General features: G+C 56.8%; 17 protein-coding genes. 8 read left to right on the top strand and 9 right to left on the bottom strand.

Annotated elements, in window-relative coordinates; translation table 11 throughout:
• The first annotated feature begins 4 nt into the window (after positions 1–4).
• Entirely contained in the window at positions 5–280 is a 276-nt protein-coding gene (locus NHF56_RS02325) for a DUF2312 domain-containing protein (RefSeq protein ID WP_252801211.1), read from the top strand.
• Positions 281–361: 81 nt separating this feature from the next.
• On the opposite strand, the gene omp10 is transcribed toward NHF56_RS02325, so the two are convergent.
• The 5 genes from omp10 to NHF56_RS02300 form a co-directional block, all read right to left on the bottom strand.
• Positions 362–730 (bottom strand): outer membrane lipoprotein Omp10, encoded by a 369-nt coding sequence (omp10, locus tag NHF56_RS02320; RefSeq protein ID WP_252801209.1) that lies wholly within the window; start codon positions 728–730, stop codon positions 362–364.
• A gap of 183 nt (positions 731–913) precedes the next feature.
• On the bottom strand, positions 914–1,198 hold the full coding sequence (locus tag NHF56_RS02315) for a YciI family protein (protein ID WP_252801207.1): 285 nt from the start codon (positions 1,196–1,198) through the stop codon (positions 914–916).
• Positions 1,199–1,261: 63 nt separating this feature from the next.
• Positions 1,262–1,906, bottom strand: coding sequence for an aminotransferase class IV family protein (locus NHF56_RS02310; protein ID WP_373456239.1), 645 nt, complete (start codon positions 1,904–1,906; stop codon positions 1,262–1,264).
• Positions 1,903–3,060 carry an aminodeoxychorismate synthase component I gene (locus tag NHF56_RS02305; protein ID WP_252801205.1) on the bottom strand — a complete coding sequence of 386 codons (1,158 nt, stop codon included), beginning with the start codon at positions 3,058–3,060 and terminating at the stop codon, positions 1,903–1,905. Before NHF56_RS02305 ends, NHF56_RS02310 begins: the two co-directional genes overlap by 4 nt.
• Complete coding sequence (locus NHF56_RS02300; protein WP_252801204.1) at positions 3,060–4,919, bottom strand: M3 family oligoendopeptidase; 1,860 nt, start codon at positions 4,917–4,919, stop codon at positions 3,060–3,062. The genes NHF56_RS02305 and NHF56_RS02300 overlap by 1 nt, the downstream gene beginning before the upstream one ends.
• Before the next feature lie 164 nt (positions 4,920–5,083).
• On the opposite strand from NHF56_RS02300, the gene NHF56_RS02295 reads away from it, so the two are divergent.
• Positions 5,084–6,619: a sigma-54 dependent transcriptional regulator gene (locus NHF56_RS02295; RefSeq protein WP_252804805.1), complete on the top strand. Its 1,536-nt coding sequence runs from the start codon at positions 5,084–5,086 to the stop codon at positions 6,617–6,619.
• A gap of 130 nt (positions 6,620–6,749) precedes the next feature.
• Here NHF56_RS02295 and NHF56_RS02290 read toward each other — a convergent pair whose 3' ends face one another.
• The gene (locus NHF56_RS02290; RefSeq protein WP_252801203.1) at positions 6,750–7,532 is read right to left on the bottom strand and encodes an SDR family oxidoreductase; all 783 of its coding nucleotides are present in this window, start codon (positions 7,530–7,532) and stop codon (positions 6,750–6,752) included.
• The gene (locus NHF56_RS02285; RefSeq protein WP_252801202.1) at positions 7,529–7,855 is read right to left on the bottom strand and encodes a nuclear transport factor 2 family protein; all 327 of its coding nucleotides are present in this window, start codon (positions 7,853–7,855) and stop codon (positions 7,529–7,531) included. The genes NHF56_RS02290 and NHF56_RS02285 overlap by 4 nt, the downstream gene beginning before the upstream one ends.
• 98 nt (positions 7,856–7,953) lie before the next feature.
• Here NHF56_RS02285 and NHF56_RS02280 point away from each other — a divergent pair, with 98 nt between their 5' ends.
• The 5 genes from NHF56_RS02280 (at position 7,954) to NHF56_RS02260 (ending at position 13,189) form a co-directional block, all read left to right on the top strand.
• Positions 7,954–8,325 (top strand): helix-turn-helix domain-containing protein, encoded by a 372-nt coding sequence (locus NHF56_RS02280; RefSeq protein WP_252801201.1) that lies wholly within the window; start codon positions 7,954–7,956, stop codon positions 8,323–8,325.
• A gap of 268 nt (positions 8,326–8,593) precedes the next feature.
• Positions 8,594–10,411, top strand: a complete 1,818-nt coding sequence (locus NHF56_RS02275; protein ID WP_373456238.1) for a DUF882 domain-containing protein — start codon at positions 8,594–8,596, stop codon at positions 10,409–10,411.
• 161 nt (positions 10,412–10,572) lie between these two features.
• Positions 10,573–11,601 (top strand): ferrochelatase, encoded by a 1,029-nt coding sequence (hemH, locus tag NHF56_RS02270; RefSeq protein ID WP_252801199.1) that lies wholly within the window; start codon positions 10,573–10,575, stop codon positions 11,599–11,601.
• A 100-nt stretch (positions 11,602–11,701) separates the two neighbouring features.
• On the top strand, positions 11,702–12,718 hold the full coding sequence (locus NHF56_RS02265) for an SPFH domain-containing protein (protein ID WP_252801198.1): 1,017 nt from the start codon (positions 11,702–11,704) through the stop codon (positions 12,716–12,718).
• Positions 12,719–12,721: 3 nt separating this feature from the next.
• A complete protein-coding gene (locus NHF56_RS02260) occupies positions 12,722–13,189 on the top strand; it encodes an NfeD family protein (RefSeq protein ID WP_252801197.1) in 468 nt (155 codons plus the stop codon).
• A 17-nt stretch (positions 13,190–13,206) separates the two neighbouring features.
• Here NHF56_RS02260 and NHF56_RS02255 read toward each other — a convergent pair whose 3' ends face one another.
• Positions 13,207–14,202 (bottom strand): SIS domain-containing protein, encoded by a 996-nt coding sequence (locus NHF56_RS02255; RefSeq protein WP_252801196.1) that lies wholly within the window; start codon positions 14,200–14,202, stop codon positions 13,207–13,209.
• Between the two features lie 311 nt (positions 14,203–14,513).
• Between NHF56_RS02255 and NHF56_RS02250 the strand changes: the two genes are divergently transcribed.
• Entirely contained in the window at positions 14,514–15,959 is a 1,446-nt protein-coding gene (locus tag NHF56_RS02250; RefSeq protein WP_252801195.1) for an outer membrane beta-barrel protein, read from the top strand.
• Between the two features lie 9 nt (positions 15,960–15,968).
• Here the strand turns inward: NHF56_RS02250 and galU are convergent, their stop codons facing one another.
• Entirely contained in the window at positions 15,969–16,856 is an 888-nt protein-coding gene (gene galU, locus NHF56_RS02245) for a UTP--glucose-1-phosphate uridylyltransferase GalU (RefSeq protein WP_252801194.1), read from the bottom strand.
• Positions 16,857–16,951: the final 95 nt, after the last annotated feature.

The following is a 16,951-nucleotide window of genomic DNA, read 5'->3' as shown; positions in this document are numbered from 1 at the left end:
CATGATGACGGATGCACATGGCATCGCCCGCGACCAGCTTCGTGCTTTCATTGAGCGCATTGAACGTCTGGAAGAAGAAAAGAAAACAATCGCCGACGACATCAAGGACGTTTACGGCGAAGCCAAGGGCATGGGCTACGACACCAAGATCATGCGCAAGGTCATTTCTCTGCGCAAGAAAGACGCCCAAGAGCGCATGGAAGAAGAAGCCGTGCTCGACACCTATCTCATGGCACTCGGTATGCTCGAAGGCGGCGTGGAAGCAGACGCCGCCGAATAATCATCCGAAAGCAAGATCAAAAAAGCCCGCAAACGAAGCTCGTCTGCGGGCTTTTTCGTTTTTGGCTAAGCCATTAAACGCTTAAAAACCGCTCGACTGGCGAACCAGGGAGAACTGCGATCCGGCTTCGGAGGTGCAATTCAGCTGGTTGTCGGTGGCAAGAGCGCAGTTGACGCGCGACTGCGTATTGCGCAACAGCGAGGTCATGTTGATCTCGACAAGACGCGGCCCGACATTGGTATAGGTTCCCGATGCCAGAAGCTGGTTGGTGTCGGTGGTGCGTGTGGTGAAGGTGCCGGCCTGGAACGTGGAGACAATCCCGTTCGGATCTACCCACTGCCCTTCAACTGTCGGCGTCGGTTCGACGCGTGGCAGAGGGCGGGAGTTGGACACACAAGATGCAAGCCCGGCAAGGGCTACAAGCGAAAGAGCGGTGACAATTTTTCTCATTCTTTACTCCTGCAGGGGCCATTCGCTGAGAATCCCCTCAAAATCCGCCAAACTTTGCCCCGCACAAAGGTTGAATGCAAGACTGCATAGTCTGCTATGGCTTTGAACCCACCATTTTTGGAGGGGTTGCGACCGGGCAGCAACGCTTATGGCAAAAACCGGGCATCACAATGGCAGGTGTCATTATCCTTTCAACGCCTCGAAACCATCCGCCGCCATTGAAAAATCCACTTCCGTTAATTCGCAGTCTGCAACGCCTTCGATAACAAACGGATCGCTCTTGCTGAAGGCTTCCACCATCTCGCGGTCGCCGCGCACAAGAATGACACCACCGGTGCGCGGCACCTTGCGTCCCGAAGCAACACAAATACCCTTCTCATAACCATCCTTCAGCCACGCAACATGCGCGTCCAGATGCGCCTCGACAACCTCGATACCCACTTTATAGGTCAGTGAAACAATGAACATGCTGGTTTTTCTCCATCAGCGTTTTGCCCCGCGAACAACGTTTCGCCGAGAAACCTTCCTGTTTTAAGAGTATAGTTGGGCGCGTATCAGCCCGCGCAGCGAATTGCCAACGTAAAATGGACCTGCCGCGACATCCTGCACATTCACGCGCCGTTCGACCGCCCGCCCCGTCTCGATCAAGGATTGTCGCAGCACACCGGCAAGGCAACCGCATTCCAGCGGCGGCGTGAGCAGCAGCCCCGCGCCATCCTCAACAAAGATGTTCGTAATCGTTCCCTCCGCCACTTCGCCCTGCTCGTTGAGCAGGATCACTTCATCGGCGGCCTCAACTGGAAACTCCGCCCGCGCCGCCTCATAGACCGCGCGTCGCGTCGTCTTGTGGCGCAGCAAAAGATTGCCGGAATCTATGCGCGTTTTTGCAAGCGCCACACGCCATATTGCATCCGGCTTCTGAAGCGCGAAAGGTGATGAGGTGCATGTCAGATTGCCGTCCCGGTTCAGTTCCAGGCGCACACGCCAGACTTTGCCATCGTCCAGAACGGTCAGCTCCGAGAGATAGGCCTCCAACACGGTCGCTGCCGCATCAGCGCCTTCAAATCCAAGCGCAAACGCCGAGCTTTCCAGACGCTGCAAATGCTCGTCAAGCCTGCACACCCCTTCCCGCGGGACAAACCGCATCGTCTCGAAGATCGAAAAATCCGCGCTCACGCAATCACCTGATCGCCCACGGCAAAGCGCGCCTTCAACAGCGCTTCGTCATATTCACTTTCGGCAGTCGAATCGAACACGACACCGCCGCCAACATTGAACCTCGCCCGCCCGTCTTCGCTCAGCACGATGGTGCGGATCGCCACATTGAAGCGCATCGAGCCATCCGGCGCAATATAGCCGATCGAACCGCAATAGACCCCGCGCGGCCCCGCTTCCAGCCCGGCCAGTATTTCCATCGCCCACATCTTCGGCGCACCGGTCACCGACCCGCAGGGAAAAAGAGAGGCAAAAATATCCGTCAGCCTTACCTCGGACAGAAGCTTTGCGCGCACGACCGAAATCATCTGATGCAGCGTTGGATAGGTTTCAACCTCGAAAAGCTTCGGAACGTCCAACGTGCCGACCTCACTCACGCGTGAAATGTCGTTGCGCAACAGATCGACGATCATGCGGTTTTCGGCCTGCGTTTTTTCATCCGCCTTCATCGCCGCAACAATCGCTGCATCCTCTTCGGGTGAAGCGCCGCGCGGTGCCGTGCCTTTCATGGGATGGGTTTCGATCCAGCCTTCACGATCAACCTTGAAGAAAAGCTCCGGCGAGCGCGAAAGCACGATCGGCCCGCCCAGATTGACATAGGCACCGTAGCGCACCGGCTGGCGCGCTGTAAGAGACCAGAAGCCGGCCAGGGGATCGCCGGACCAGCTCGCCTCAATGGGAAATGTCAGATTGCCCTGATAGCAGTCTCCCCTTCGCAGGTGTTGATGAAGCGTCTCGAACCGCTCGGCATAGGCAGCAGCATCCCATTCAGCCCTTGGTTGGGAAATAAACGGCTCGTTTTCTGATCGCTGGCGCGGTGCCGCAAGAGGATGATCCGTCTGCGGCACATCGAAAACGCCAAACAGCAGATAGGGCACCGGCCCGCCATCGTCTGCGAAACGCGCCAGCTTTTTCTCGAAAAGATGGCCAGCCTCGTAAGACATGTATCCCGCGAGCCAATAGCCCGCCGCCTGCGCCTCTTCCATCCGCTTCAAGGCGGGAAAGAAATCCGCCTTGCGATCGACACGGATAATCTCACGCGGCGCGGCAAAGAGCATGGAACAATCGGCAAGATCGTCGCGCAGCAGAACAAATGGCGGATATGGCGCTTCCATCACCCCTTATCGAGCGCTTCAAGCTCGTCGATAAGCCCCTCTATCATCGACAGACCCTTGTCCCAGAACGAAGGATCGGATGCATCGAGGCCGAATGGCTTCAAGAGTTCGGAGTGATGTTTCGTTCCACCCGCTTTCAGCATTTCGAAATACTTCGCCTGAAAGCCCTCAGCGGCATTCTGATAGACCGCATAAAGTGAATTCACCAGGCAGTCGCCAAACGCATAGGCGTAAACATAAAAGGGCGAATGGATGAAATGCGGTATATAGGTCCAGAAGGTCTCATAGCCGTCATTGAGTTCAATAGCCGGCCCAAGGCTTTCAGCCTGCACGGACATCCACAGTTCACCGATCTGATCGGACGTCAACTCACCCTCGCGCCGCGCCGTATGCACCTTGCGCTCGAATTCGTAAAAGGCAATCTGGCGCACGACCGTATTGATCATGTCCTCCACCTTCTGCGCCAGCATGGCCTTGCGTTCCCGCTTGTCCGTGGTCTTGTTCAGAAGCGCGCGGAAGGTCAGCATTTCACCGAACACGGATGCCGTTTCGGCGAGTGTCAGCGGCGTGGAGCACATGAGCGCGCCCTGCTCTCCGGCCAGCACCTGATGGACGCCGTGGCCCAGTTCATGGGCAAGCGTCATCACATCGCGCGGCTTGCCCATATAGTTGACGAGCACATAAGGGTGAGCCGAAGGCACGGTTGGATGCGCGAAAGCGCCAGGCGCCTTGCCCGGACGGACAGGGGCATCAATCCAGCCCTTTTCAAAGAAAGTATTGGCAATATCGGCCATATCGCTTGAGAAATCGCCATAGGCGGAAAGTACCGTATTCTTGGCCTGATCCCAGGGAATGATCGCATCCGGCGTTTCCGGCAGCGGCGCATTGCGATCCCAGAAGTTCAGCTTTTCCATGCCCAACCATTTCGCCTTCATCGCATAGTAACGATGAGAAAGGCGCGGATAGGCATTTTTGACCGCTTGCGCCAGCGCATCCACAACCTCGCGTTCAACGCGGTTGGCCAGATGCCGGCTGTCGGCGATGTCCTCAAATCCCCGCCAGCGATCGGAAATTTCCTTGTCCTTGGCAAGCGTATTGGTGATCAGCGTGAAAATGCGCAGGTTTTCCTGAAAGGTTTTCACCAGCGCCTTGGCGGCAGCCTCGCGTTTCTCCGGCTTGGAATCCTGCAACAGGCTCAATGTTGCCTCGACACCAAGCGTCTCGCCATCCACTTCAAAGGTCAGTGCCGCATTGGTTTCATCAAACAAACGATTGAAGGCCGCAGCACCCGTCATTCCCTTTTCCATGAAAAGCTGTTCCAGCTTGTCATCCAGCTGATAGGGCTTGTCCTTGCGCAGATCCCTGATCCAGGAGGCAAAATGCGCCGTCCGCGCATCTTGGGCGATGGCTGCTTCAATCACGGCATCATCAATCCGGTTGATCTCCAGCGTGAAGAAAAGAAGATGAGACCCCATGTCGGTCAGCTTGGCCTGCACATCACCATAAAGCTTGCCGTTTTCAGGTTTCGATGTGTCGGAGAAATAGGTGAGACCGGCAAAGGAGGCTATTCGCCCCAAAATATCGTCCAGCGCGTCATATTCCTCAACGGCGGCACCAAGGCCTTCTGCGCCGCTCTTCGTGGCCGCATCGGCAAGCTTGCCTTTCCACTTGGCCTCAAAGGCCAGCGAGTCGGAAGAGGCCTTCTCCAAGGCGCATTTGAATTCCGGACTATTTGCCGAAGGAAAGAGGTCGGCAAGGTTCCATGACGGCAGGTCTCCCAGCTCTGGTTTGCCGGCAGCGGCCTTTTCTGCTGCGCGTGTCACCGTGTCAAATGGGGTCAAAAACTTGTCGATCTTCATGAATCCGTTCCGTTTATACACTGTTGTCCCTGATTGCGGCACCAATCGCTAAAATGCAAGCTTTTCTCAAAAGAGGATGTTCAACCCTTCATGTCATGTTGCGGCGAAATAAAGGCCGCTTGAACGGCCAAGAATAAGCAGTGAAAAGCAGAGAGGGCCAGACGTTGACGCCGCAAATTCTCATTGTTGAAGATGAACCCGTACAACGACGACTATTGAAAAATGCCGTGGAACGGCACGGCTACGAAGCCCATGTGGCCGAAAACGGTCGCGAGGGGCTGGCGCTTGCCAAGAAGCTTTCCGATGAACTCGACGTTGTCGTTCTCGATCTCATGATGCCGGAAATGGGCGGTTTCGAATTCATTGATGCATTGAATGAAACCGGCATCGATATTCCCGTCATCGTACAGACGGGACAAGGCGGTATCGACACTGTGGTCCAGGCCATGCGTGCTGGCGCTTTCGACTTTGTGGTCAAGCCGGTTTCGCCCGAGCGCCTGGGTTCCTCCATTGCCAATGCTCTCAAGCTTGACGGCAAGAATATTCGCGCCCGCAGTTCTCGCCGCAAGAATACCGATAGTGTGCGCTTCGACGATATCATTTCGGCAAGCCCTGCCATGGCCCGCGTCATGGACCTTTCTCGCCGCGCCGCCCTCTCCAACATTCCAGTCGTCGTTGAAGGCGAATCCGGCGTCGGCAAGGAAATGGTCGCCAAGGCAATCCATTCCGGCTCCGAACGCGCCAGCAAACCCTTTGTCACGGTCAATTGCGGTGCTATTCCGCCCAATATGGTGGAAAGCGTCCTTTTCGGGCATGAAAAGGGAGCCTTCCCCGGCGCCGACGAAAAGCATCTCGGCAAATTTGCCGAGGCCGATGGGGGTACTCTGTTCCTTGACGAAATCGGCGACCTGCCGCTCGAAGTCCAGGTCAAGCTTTTGCGCGCCATCCAGCAGGGCGAGATCGAAACCGTCGGTGCACGCCAGCCGCGGCGCGTGAACGTGCGCCTCATCTCGGCCACCAACAAGGACCTGATCGAAGAGGTCAAATCCGGTCGCTTCCGTGAGGATCTTTATTACAGGCTGAATGTCTATCCGATCCACATTCCAGCGCTTCGCAAGCGCAAGGAAGATGTGCCGGTTCTCGTGCGCGCCTTTGTCGAACGTTTCTCGCGCGAGCAGAAGCTTGCCACCCCATTGAACGTGCCGCCGCGCACCATGGCGCTGCTGACGGCCTTCGACTGGCCGGGCAATATCCGCCAGCTCGAAAATGCAATTTTCCGCGCCGCCGTGCTCGGGGCCGGACCCGAACTCAACATCGACGACTTCCCGCAGATCGCACCTCAGGTGCCCGGCTACACCATCCGGCAGGATGGCCATATCAACTGGAGCGGCGTCGAAAAAAGCGACACCACGCGGGATATGCCGAAAGTCTATCCGGACTTCTCAAGCCAGAGCAGACTTCAGCTGACAACCGAGCCTCCTGCACGCCTGCACCTGGAAGCCATTCCAAGCCTTGATGATGCTGGTGATGTTCGCCGCCTTGCCGACGTGGAAGAAGAACTGATCCGCTTCGCCCTGAAATTCTATCACGGCCAGATGAGCCAGGTGGCCCGCAAGCTCGGCATTGGCCGCTCCACGCTCTACCGCAAGCTGAAAGAATACAATATCGATCCCGAACATCCGCTTGCAGAAGCAAGCTGATCAGGGAGAAAAACCAACCGTCTCGATGGTTTGAGAAGCGGCTGCAGAACATGCAGCCGCTTTTCGCATTAAACCCGTGCAGGCTGCGCGAAAATCCATAACACAAATCGCGCACCCCCTTGCTGAAAGCTCAAACGGTAGGAACGGTTCCCCCGTCGATGACATATTCGGTACCGGTGATGGCCGTTGCGCGATGAGACGCCAGGAAGGTTATCAGATCAGCGACCTCCTCAGGCTTTGTCGGTCGCCCAAGCGGGATTCCACCAAGAGAATCCATAATGATAGCCTTGCCGCCTTCATAGTCGGTACCAGCCTCCTTGGCGAGCCGCTCGGCAAGCGCCACTGCCCCATCGGTTTCAATCCAACCCGGCGAAACGCGCACCACTCTTATTCCCAATGGCGTCACTTCTTTAGACAGGCCCTTGCTGTAGGTTGAAAGTGCCGCCTTTGCCGCTGCATAGGCCAAGGTCGAGCCGGGCAATGGCAGTTCATGCTGGATCGAAGTCACATGGATGATGACGCCTGAACCTTGTGTAATCATTGATGGCAACAGTGCACGGTCAAGCCGAACGGCAGGCATGAGATTGTGATCGACCTCCTTCAGCCACTCATCGTCAGTTAATGCCGCAAAACCACCCGCCGGCGCGCTCGATCCGCCGAGCATATTGACGATGATGTCGATACCCCCGAAGGTTTGCAGCATCTCATCGGCGACTTTCGCACAACCTTCAGCGCTCATAAGGTTGGCGGCAATATAGTGGACACTCTTTGAGCCGTTTTCGGGTACATTCCTGGCTGTTGCCGCAACCTGGGCACCGGCGGCCGTCAAAGCCTGTACCACCGCTGCGCCGGTGCCTTTCGTGCCGCCTGTCACAAGGGCTCGCTGTCCTTCCAGGCCTAGCGCAAAGCTCATGGCGCAATCTCCAATCGAGCGATTGCATCTCCCGAAAGTGCGAAGACGTAGCGAAGGTCTATTGGGCTCCCCGGAAAGTCTCCCGTCAGATGTGCGGTGACAATAATGCTGTCACCTTGATCGTCGACGGACAATAGCTCGCTTTCATAGCTGTATTTTTCTGATGCCGCAGTCTTCCAGCCCGCGATTGCATCGCGTCCCTGATAAGTCTGCTTTTCATCAATCACCACAGCATCGGCAGTGAAGCATTTGGCGACCGCCGCACCATCGACCGCATCGGCGGCGAAATAGTCGGCTATGGGCTTGGGCAATGAAATAGACATAATCAATCTCCGGGTAAAACTTGTTTGCCGACCGAAAATGGGTTAAGCGTCATAAAAAGACAAGAACACACAATAAAGTAAGGTACTTACGAAAAAGTATGGCCTCCCAATACACAACGGAATCCGCCGCCGAAGGCGTTGAAAACGCACTCAAACTCCTTGAGGGGCGCTGGAAGCTCATCATCCTGTTTCACCTCTTTGGCGGGCATGTTCTGCGCTTCTCCGATCTCGAACGTGCAATTCCGGCAGTCTCACAGAAAATGCTGATCCAACAGCTTCGCCAGATGGAGAAGGACGGGATCGTCCGCCGCATTGTTCACCACCAGGTCCCCCCAAAGGTCGAATACTGCCTGACTGTTTGGGGCCAGGCCTTATGCCCTGCTCTGGATGCCTTGCTGACTTGGGCCGCCCAGCGAGAGGTTGTGTCAGACGAAGTTCCGGACGCCATAAGACAGAGCGGCGCGAAATAAGCACCAATGCTGACCAAGAAATTGGAAGGAGGTATTTTTGCTGCTGCCGCAAGCCTCGTTTTAAATTGACCTCGCAAAAATGCTCTTGAAGGCTTTCTCTGCTAACAAAACAGTGCTTTGGCAGGCAAAAACAGCAATCAAATGTTTTTTGTTGGCGAATTATTTACTATATGAGAAATAGTGAGGGACATTGGCATGCCTGCCATTGTGTTACCGTATTTGCCAAGCAGATGGGGTAGCGGGGCGCCATAATTTGACGGGGAAACTTTTGCCAGTCTTGCATGGTCTTTCGGAACATAACGACGCACGCGGGGTCGCGAATTCATTGAAGCCCTCGGGTGCTAAAAGGCTTTGGGCCGCGCTTGCCGCAGCAATGTGCCTTATGTTCCTCTCTGGCCTCGCACCAAACGCAGATGCAAACGCAGCAAATCGTTCCCTCAAACTGTATTATGTTCACACCGGTGAACGTGCGACGATTACCTTCAAGAGGAACGGCAAGTTCGACAAGGCCGGCCTTGAGAAGCTCAACCGTTTTCTGCGCGACTGGCGGCGCAACGAACCGACCCGGATGGACCCCCGTCTTTTTGACCTGATTTGGGAAGTTTATCAGCGCACCGGCTCCAACGAATATATCAACGTTCTGTCCGCCTATCGCGCGCCCCAGACCAACTCCATGTTAAGATCGCGCTCCAAAGGCGTTGCCAAGAACAGCCAGCACATTCTCGGCAAGGCGATGGATTTTTATATTCCCGGCGTGCCGTTGAAGACGCTCCGCGAAATTGGCCTCAAGCTGCAGATTGGCGGCGTTGGTTATTATCCAACCTCCGGCTCGCCCTTCGTGCATATGGATGTCGGCGGCGTGCGTGCATGGCCGCGGGCCTCGCGCCAGGATCTCGTTCGCCTCTTCCCCGATGGCAAGACGATGCATATTCCGCCGGACGGAAAACCTTTGCCGGGTTATCAGGCCGCATTGGCAGACTATAAACGCCGCGTCGGCGCCACATCGGTTGAAGTGGCCGATTCCGCCGGCAAGACATCCGGCAAGCGCAAGAACCTTCTGCAGATTCTGTTTGGCGGTGGCGACGAGGACGAAGAACCCGAATCCATCGTGTCCAGCGAAACGGTTGTCGCCTCGGCAGAGCCCGCTCCGGCCCCGGCGGCTGCAAGACCAGCTGCACCACCGCAACAGGTGGCGACCGCCTTGCCCGGCGTAGAGAATTTTGATGCGCCCGTTCCCGGCGCCCGGCCAGCCTTCAGCGCAGAACCCGACAACGGTGCTATCGCTACAGCCCTTGTGCCGCCGCAGCAGAATCCCGCATTGGAAGCCCTTGAGGCAGCAGCCGTGCCGCAGCCAAACCCTGGGCAACCGGAATTTGCTGATCTTTCGACATTGAAGGTTCCGCTCCCAGAGCTGCTTGGCGAGCGTAAATTGCCCGGCGAAGCGGAATTCGAGCTAGCCAATATCGACGCCAGCAGGCTTCCTCAGCCGCAGTTTCGACCAAATGAAGAAATTGCTGCCGCCGAAACCGCAGGTGCAGACGAAAGAAGCAGCGACGAGTTGGCCGCTCTCCTGAATCGTATCGGTGCAGAAGAGCCAAAGCAGAAAGAAGAGCAGGCAACAGAGGTTGCCCTTCTCTCACCGGAGGTAGATGAAGCGCAGCCGCTGACACGCTCGCTTGCAGGTCAGGTCGGCAACGATGCGCAAACACTTGCCGCACCCGAACAGCCTTCAGCACTGAGGCTTGCGGCATTGCCGTCGTCACCCGATGATCTTGCAGCGTCAGCCGCCAGCAGTCTCGCCCCGAAGAAGGGCGGCAGGCCAAGCGAGAACGACGCCAGCGCGGCCAATAGAACGGGAATGCGCGTCGAGCCCAAGCTCACGCCGGAACTGGTTGCCCAATGGGCACTTTCCACCAAGAGCGTTGCCATGGAGACCAAGCCGGTCAAGGCGCCGCGCTTTGTCAGCCGCGTCATGCGCGCCCAGCCCAAAGTGGTCTACGCTGCAGGTTTTTCCACCGACACGCAGGTCGATCCCATGCGGTTTGCCGGCAATGCCGTCAATTTCATGAAGGTTCGCAAGTTCTGATATTCGAGCCCGGCTGGCCGCACTTTTTTGCGCAACCGGGCTGATCCGTCCCATCACAATTTTCGTAAATTGATCTTGATTATGGCTGGATTTGGTGCGGCCTGTTTCTATATGCAGGACAGGTCGGATGCACCCCCACTAGAAAGCAACAGGACGGAAGAATGAAGAACGCAGCAATGCCAGACAACCACCCACGCGTGAAACACGGCAAGGTCGGCGTGCTGCTCGTCAATCTGGGGACGCCCGATGGCACGGACTACAAATCCATGCGGCGCTATCTCAAGGAATTTCTCACCGACAAGCGGGTCATCGAATGGTCGCGCTTCTTCTGGTACCCCATCCTCTTCGGCATTGTGCTGAACACGCGCCCGGGCAGGGTCGGCAAGGCCTACCAGTCGATCTGGAACAATGAGAAGAACGAGAGCTTTCTGCGCACCTACACCCGTTCGCAGTCGGATATTCTGGCCGAACGTCTCAAGGACCATGAAAACGTGGTCGTCGATTGGGGCATGCGTTACGGACAGCCATCCATTGCCTCGAAGCTGGATGCATTGAAGGAACAGGGTTGCGAAAAGATCGTCATCTTCCCGCTTTACCCGCAATACGCCGCCTCAACGACTGCGACCGTGAACGACAAGGCTTTCGATGCACTGCAGAAGATGCGCTGGCAGCCAGCCATCAGAACCGTGCCGCCCTATCATGATGACCCCACCTATATCGACGCGCTGGCCCATTCCATCACCGAGAAGTTGGCAACGCTGGATTGGGAGCCCGAGGTCGTTCTGACCTCCTTCCACGGTATCCCGAAATCCTATTTCGAAGCAGGTGACCCTTATTACTGTCATTGCCAGAAGACCGGACGGCTTCTGCGCGAAAAGCTCGGCTGGGATGAAAAGAAGCTGCAGATCACCTTCCAGTCCCGTTTCGGGCCGGAAGAGTGGCTGCAGCCCTACACAGACAAAACGGTAGAAAAGCTGGCAAAGGAAGGCGTTAAGAAAATCGCCGTCATCAATCCGGGCTTTGTCTCCGATTGCCTTGAGACGCTGGAAGAGATCGCCGTCGAGGCCGCAGAGACCTTCCACCATAATGGCGGCGAGAATTTCGCGCACATTCCCTGCCTCAACGACACCCCGGCAGGCATCAACGTTCTGGAGACGGTGGTGCGGCGCGAATTGCAGGGCTGGGTATAATAGCCGGTTCGTGCGCCAAAATATTGTAATGGCGGTGAATTTACCCCAAATATAAAACGTCGATCGTGGGATCGGTTCAACATATTTGAGGGAGGCTGAAATGCCATTCACCGGTTTCGATATCACAGTGGTGGCACTCGTGCTGCTGGCAATACTGATCCTGTTTGCCAGCATCAAGATTGTCCCGCAAGGCCACCGCTACACGATCGAGCGCTTCGGTCGCTACACCCGCACACTCGAGCCCGGTCTCAACCTGATTGTCCCTTTCATCGATAGGGTTGGCAAGCAGTTGAACGTGATGGAACAGGTGCTTGATGTTCCCACTCAGGAAGTCATCACCAAGGACAATGCCAGCGTTTCATCCGACGCGGTCTCCTTCTACCAGATTTTGAACGCAGCGCAGGCCGCCTATGAGGTGCGCGATCTTGAGCTCGCGCTTTTAAACCTCACCATGACCAACATCCGCTCGGTCATGGGTTCCATGGACCTTGATGAGCTCCTGTCCAACCGTGACGCCATCAACGAGCGACTGCTGCGTGTTATCGACGAGGCAGCCAAGCCCTGGGGCATCAAGATCACCCGCGTCGAAATAAAGGACATTCAGCCGCCGAAGGACCTTGTCGAGGCCATGGGCCGTCAGATGAAGGCTGAGCGTGAAAAGCGCGCAGAGGTACTGGAAGCCGAAGGCGCGCGCAATGCGCAGATCCTGCGCGCTGAGGGTGCCAAACAGGCTGCTATCCTTGAGGCGGAAGGCAAGCGAGAAGCCGCCTACCGCGAAGCCGAGGCCCGCGAACGCCTGGCCGAAGCCGAAGCAAAGGCAACGCAGGCCGTTTCCGAGGCCATTGCTGCAGGCGATGTTCAGGCCATCAACTACTTCGTGGCGCAGAAATACACCGAAGCCATGAAGGCCATCGGCACGGGCACCAATTCCAAGGTGGTTCTCATGCCCATCGAAGCCTCTTCGCTTGTCGGCACGCTGGGCGGCATTGGAGCCATTGCCAAGGAGGTTTTCGGCCCAAACGGCGGTGACGTGCCGCCACAACGTCCGGCAGCAGCACCCGAAAGAGCGCCGCGCCGCCCCGCCCCACCGGTCAATCCATTTCAAACGGAGAGCTAAGCGATGATCGCCTCTCTGGTTCGTGATCTGGGGCCGTGGGTGTGGTGGGTATTGGGAGCGGTCCTGCTCATTCTGGAGCTCGCCGTTCCCGGCGTTTTTCTCATGTGGATCGGTGCCGCTGCCATCATCACCGGAGCCGTATCGCTGCTCGTCTGGTCGCAAAATCTATGGTCTTGGGAAATTCAGCTGCTGGTGTTTGCAGCCCTGTCTTTCGGCTGCGTGATCATCGGCCGGCGCTACTTCTACAATTCTAACACCGAAACCGACGAACCCATGCTCAATCGCCGCACCGATGGCCTTGTGGGAAGAACGGCTGTTCTTGTCGAAGCCATTTCCGAAGGCCAGGGGCGCATCAAACTCGATGACACGGTGTGGCTGGTGAACGGCCCGGACCTGCCGGCGGGCAGCCGCGTCCGCATTGTATCTAGCAAAGGCACCAATCTGGTCGTGGAGGTTGTCGAGACCGTCTGAGCAAAGTCCTGCTGTTTTCAGGCAACGCCGATGCGCAACAGATCGTGGAAATGGACGATTCCAACCACCTTTTCGTCACCGCCCATCACCAGAAGCGCCGAGATATTGTGATCGTTCAGCATGGCCATGGCTGCCACGGCCAACGTGTCGGGACGGATCGTCTTCGGCGTCCGCGTCATGATCGTTTCGACCGCGACGCCCTGAAGCGGCTTTTCCATATGCCGCGCAATGTCGCCGTTCGTCATGATCCCGAGCAGGCGCTCGTTCTCGTCAACGACGCCCACGCAGCCGAAGCGCTTGTGGGAGAGAACCATGGCAGCCTCGGGCACGGACGTGCCGATCTTGACCAGCGGGATTGCATCTCCCGTGTGCATGACCTCGGATACATGGGTGAGCACGGCTCCCAGCTTGCCGCCGGGATGAAAGGTCTTGAAATCCTCTGGCGTGAAACCGCGCGCTTCAAGAAGCGAAAGAGCAAGCGCATCGCCAATGGCAAGCTGCATGAGCGCCGATGTCGTGGGCGCAAGCCCATGCGGACAGGCTTCGCTCTTCTTCGGCAGCAGAAGAACGATATCGGCAGCCATCGCAAGCGCTGAAGTTTCACCCGCCGTAATCGCGACCAGCGGAATATCGAAACGCCGGGAAAAGGCGATAATTCCCTGCAATTCCGTTGTCTGCCCGCTCCACGAAAGCGCCAGGATCACATCATTGGCTGTAATCATGCCCAGATCGCCATGATTGGCTTCCGCAGCGTGCACGAAAAATGCCGGCGTTCCCGTTGAGGCAAGCGTGGCGGCAATTTTCGCGCCGATATGGCTGTTCTTGCCCACGCCGGTTACGATGACCTTGCCTTCCAGCCGCCCGATCAACTCGACTGCATCACCGAAGGTCTCGGCAAGCACGCCGGAAAAGGCATCGCTGAGCGCCGCCAGCCCGTCTTTCTCGATTTCGAGCGTGCGCAGCGCCGACGCCGTCACCCTGGGTCCATCGAACTTCGTAATCTTGCCGATCATTGTCTTTCACCACTTGCCGGCCAAACGCCGTAGCGTGGGGGCCGCAATCCAATATGTCTGGCGATTTTCGCGTTTATGCTCTTATTGAATGTGATGCCGGATAACAACCTCCGTTCAGTCATCGCCAAAGGTTTGAACACAAAATCAATAAAGCGTTAACCACAAAGCTTTACGTTCGGGTAACAACCGGAAAACGGAATCCAGGCCTATGATGCCTTGATTGTGTGCACCGGCAAGCGTCCGGAGAAACCGGGCTCCACCCAGTCTGGCATGCGTCGTCAATGAAGAATTCCACTGACAAAAACCGATTGATGACGAAGACAGGCTTGGTTGCCTGTTCGCTTGCCTCATTGGTCTTTGTCTCCGGCGCAAACCCGCACGTTGCCCAGGCACAAACGATCTTTGCCGATCCTGCAGCCGGCGGTCTTCCGCCAGACCAGCTTCAAAGCGACTTTGGCGGCGGTGCACCGGCCACGGACGACGCCTTTTCCAGCGCATCGCCCGATCAATCACAAATCACTGGAAACGGTGATCCCGCCATTTCAGATGATACGCTGACTGCCTCTGAAGGTCGCCTCAATCCGGCAGCCTCAAAGGTCGATGCGGGCCGCACCGGCAGTATTGGCGATGACGAAGCACCGGGCATTCGCCTGGGGACAGCCGTCTTCCGCCCTTCCCTGCGCCAGAGCCTCGGGCACGAACGCACCCAGACAGGACAAACCAAGACCAGCCGCACCTATTCCGAGACCGAGCTCAAGGGAACCTTGACGTCGGATTGGTTGCGTCATCAGTTGAGACTTGAAGGCTCCGGCCTCATCCAGAAGAACATTGCCGGAACGGGCAGTGAAGACCCGAGATTGAACCTCAATGCCGAACTGAGGCTTGATGTCTCCCGCAACACGACTGCAACGCTGGACGGCGGCTACAACTTTCAGCGTGAAAGCTCCACCGACCCCAATTCATTGTCCGGCGCCAGCACCCAGTCGCCTGTTCACACCTTCAACGCGGGCATCAGCGTGGAGCACGACATCGGTCGGTTGAAGGGCACGCTTTCGGCAGATGGCCTGCGCTCAGTTTACGGAGATGCAAAATTTTCCAATGGAACGACTGTGTCGCGCAGCGACCGCGACGCCAACACGGGCACATTGGCCCTGCGGCTGGGCTATCAGATTTCACCGGTCCTGACACCATTTGTCGAGGGCTCCATTTCCCGCACCTATTACGATCAGAAGACGGATTCGAGCGGCTATGCCCGCGATTCGGCTGGCTGGAAAATCCGCGCGGGCCTGGAAGCCGACTTTGGCGAAAAGCTGAAGGGTGAGATATCTGGCGGCTACGAAAAAATGCGCTATGCTGACGCGCGTCTGGATGCCATCTCTGCCCTTTCGGTAGATGGCAGCCTTACCTGGTCGCCGCAACGCGGCACAGATATTACGCTTGGCACGTCAACCAGCATCAAACCGTCCACCACCGCCGGCACATCCGGTTATGTACTCAGAACCTTTTCCGCTTCTGTGTCACAGGAAGTCACAAGGCGTCTCGTCGCCCGTCTCACTGGCGGTGTCGGCTTCAACGATTATGACAGCGCCAGCAATTCGACAGATTCACGCTCTATAACCGCCGGCGCCGGGTTGACCTGGAAGGTCAGCCGCTACCTCGATGTCACCGGAGACACGACCTGGCAATATGACCGCTACACGTCGGGCGCGGGTTACCACGCCATGACCTTCATGGCGGGTGTCACCCTCAAACGCTGATCGGGAATCTCAGCTCAACTGCGACAGGACGGCCTTCAAATCCGCGCCGACCTTGTCGCGGATGTCGGGACGGTCGAGCGCATAGGAAACGTTTGCCAGAACGAAACCTTCCTTCGAGCCGCAGTCGTAGCTCGTACCTTCAAAGCGATAGCCATAAAAAGGCTGGTTCTTGGCCAGTTTGAGCATGCTGTCCGTCAACTGGATTTCATCGCCAGCACCACGCTCCTGGGTTTCCAGAAGCTTGAAGATTTCCGGTTGAAGAATGTAGCGGCCGTTGATGAAGAGGTTTGAAGGTGCCGTTCCCGGCGCAGGCTTTTCCACCATTTCCGTGATGCGGAAGCCGCCATCCAGTTCCTCGCCAATACCGACAATACCATATTTGAATGCCATCTCGGGATCGCAGGCCTCAACAGCCACGACATTCCCACCGGTCTTCTCATAAAGTTCAACCATGCCCTTCAGGCAGCCCTTTTCGGACTTCAACAGCATGTCCGGCAAAAGCAGGGCAAAAGGCTCATTGCCCACGATATCGCGCGCGCACCACACAGCATGACCAAGCCCGAGCGCCTCCTGCTGGCGGGTAAAGCTTGAGCCCCCGGCCATGGGGCGCAGCGACTGGAGAATTTCAAGCTCAGCCTTCTTGTTGCGGGCTTTGAGCGTATTTTCCAGTTCGAACTGGATATCGAAATAGTCCTCGATGACGCCCTTGTTGCGCCCGGTCACGAACACGAAATGTTCGATGCCGGCTTCCATGGCTTCATCCACCACATATTGCAGAACCGGCCGGTCCACGATGGTGATCATTTCCTTGGGAACCGCCTTGGTGGCGGGAAGAAAGCGGGTTCCAAACCCGGCAACAGGAAAAACGGCTTTTCGAAGTTTCGGGCGGTCACTCATCAAGGGCCTCGTAATCTAAACATATTCAAGGATAACGCTATCAAGCATGTCGTGATAAAACAAACACTAAGACATGCCCCAAAATGTGACAAAAG

It is taken from the genome of Rhizobium sp. L1K21 (genome assembly GCF_024055895.1).
Classification (GTDB): domain Bacteria; phylum Pseudomonadota; class Alphaproteobacteria; order Rhizobiales; family Rhizobiaceae; genus Ensifer_A.
This window is presented reverse-complemented; position numbering and strand designations above follow the sequence as displayed.

Coding starts and splice junctions, on each gene's coding strand:
- NHF56_RS02325 (WP_252801211.1), top strand. CDS start 5: ATGACGGATGCACATGGCATCGCCCGCGACCAGCTTCGTGCTTTCATT.
- omp10 (WP_252801209.1), bottom strand. CDS start 730: ATGAGAAAAATTGTCACCGCTCTTTCGCTTGTAGCCCTTGCCGGGCTT.
- NHF56_RS02315 (WP_252801207.1), bottom strand. CDS start 1,198: ATGTTCATTGTTTCACTGACCTATAAAGTGGGTATCGAGGTTGTCGAG.
- NHF56_RS02305 (WP_252801205.1), bottom strand. CDS start 3,060: ATGGAAGCGCCATATCCGCCATTTGTTCTGCTGCGCGACGATCTTGCC.
- NHF56_RS02300 (WP_252801204.1), bottom strand. CDS start 4,919: ATGAAGATCGACAAGTTTTTGACCCCATTTGACACGGTGACACGCGCA.
- NHF56_RS02290 (WP_252801203.1), bottom strand. CDS start 7,532: ATGAGCTTTGCGCTAGGCCTGGAAGGACAGCGAGCCCTTGTGACAGGC.
- NHF56_RS02285 (WP_252801202.1), bottom strand. CDS start 7,855: ATGTCTATTTCATTGCCCAAGCCCATAGCCGACTATTTCGCCGCCGAT.
- NHF56_RS02280 (WP_252801201.1), top strand. CDS start 7,954: ATGGCCTCCCAATACACAACGGAATCCGCCGCCGAAGGCGTTGAAAAC.
- hemH (WP_252801199.1), top strand. CDS start 10,573: ATGAAGAACGCAGCAATGCCAGACAACCACCCACGCGTGAAACACGGC.
- NHF56_RS02265 (WP_252801198.1), top strand. CDS start 11,702: ATGCCATTCACCGGTTTCGATATCACAGTGGTGGCACTCGTGCTGCTG.
- NHF56_RS02260 (WP_252801197.1), top strand. CDS start 12,722: ATGATCGCCTCTCTGGTTCGTGATCTGGGGCCGTGGGTGTGGTGGGTA.
- NHF56_RS02255 (WP_252801196.1), bottom strand. CDS start 14,202: ATGATCGGCAAGATTACGAAGTTCGATGGACCCAGGGTGACGGCGTCG.
- NHF56_RS02250 (WP_252801195.1), top strand. CDS start 14,514: ATGACGAAGACAGGCTTGGTTGCCTGTTCGCTTGCCTCATTGGTCTTT.
- galU (WP_252801194.1), bottom strand. CDS start 16,856: ATGAGTGACCGCCCGAAACTTCGAAAAGCCGTTTTTCCTGTTGCCGGG.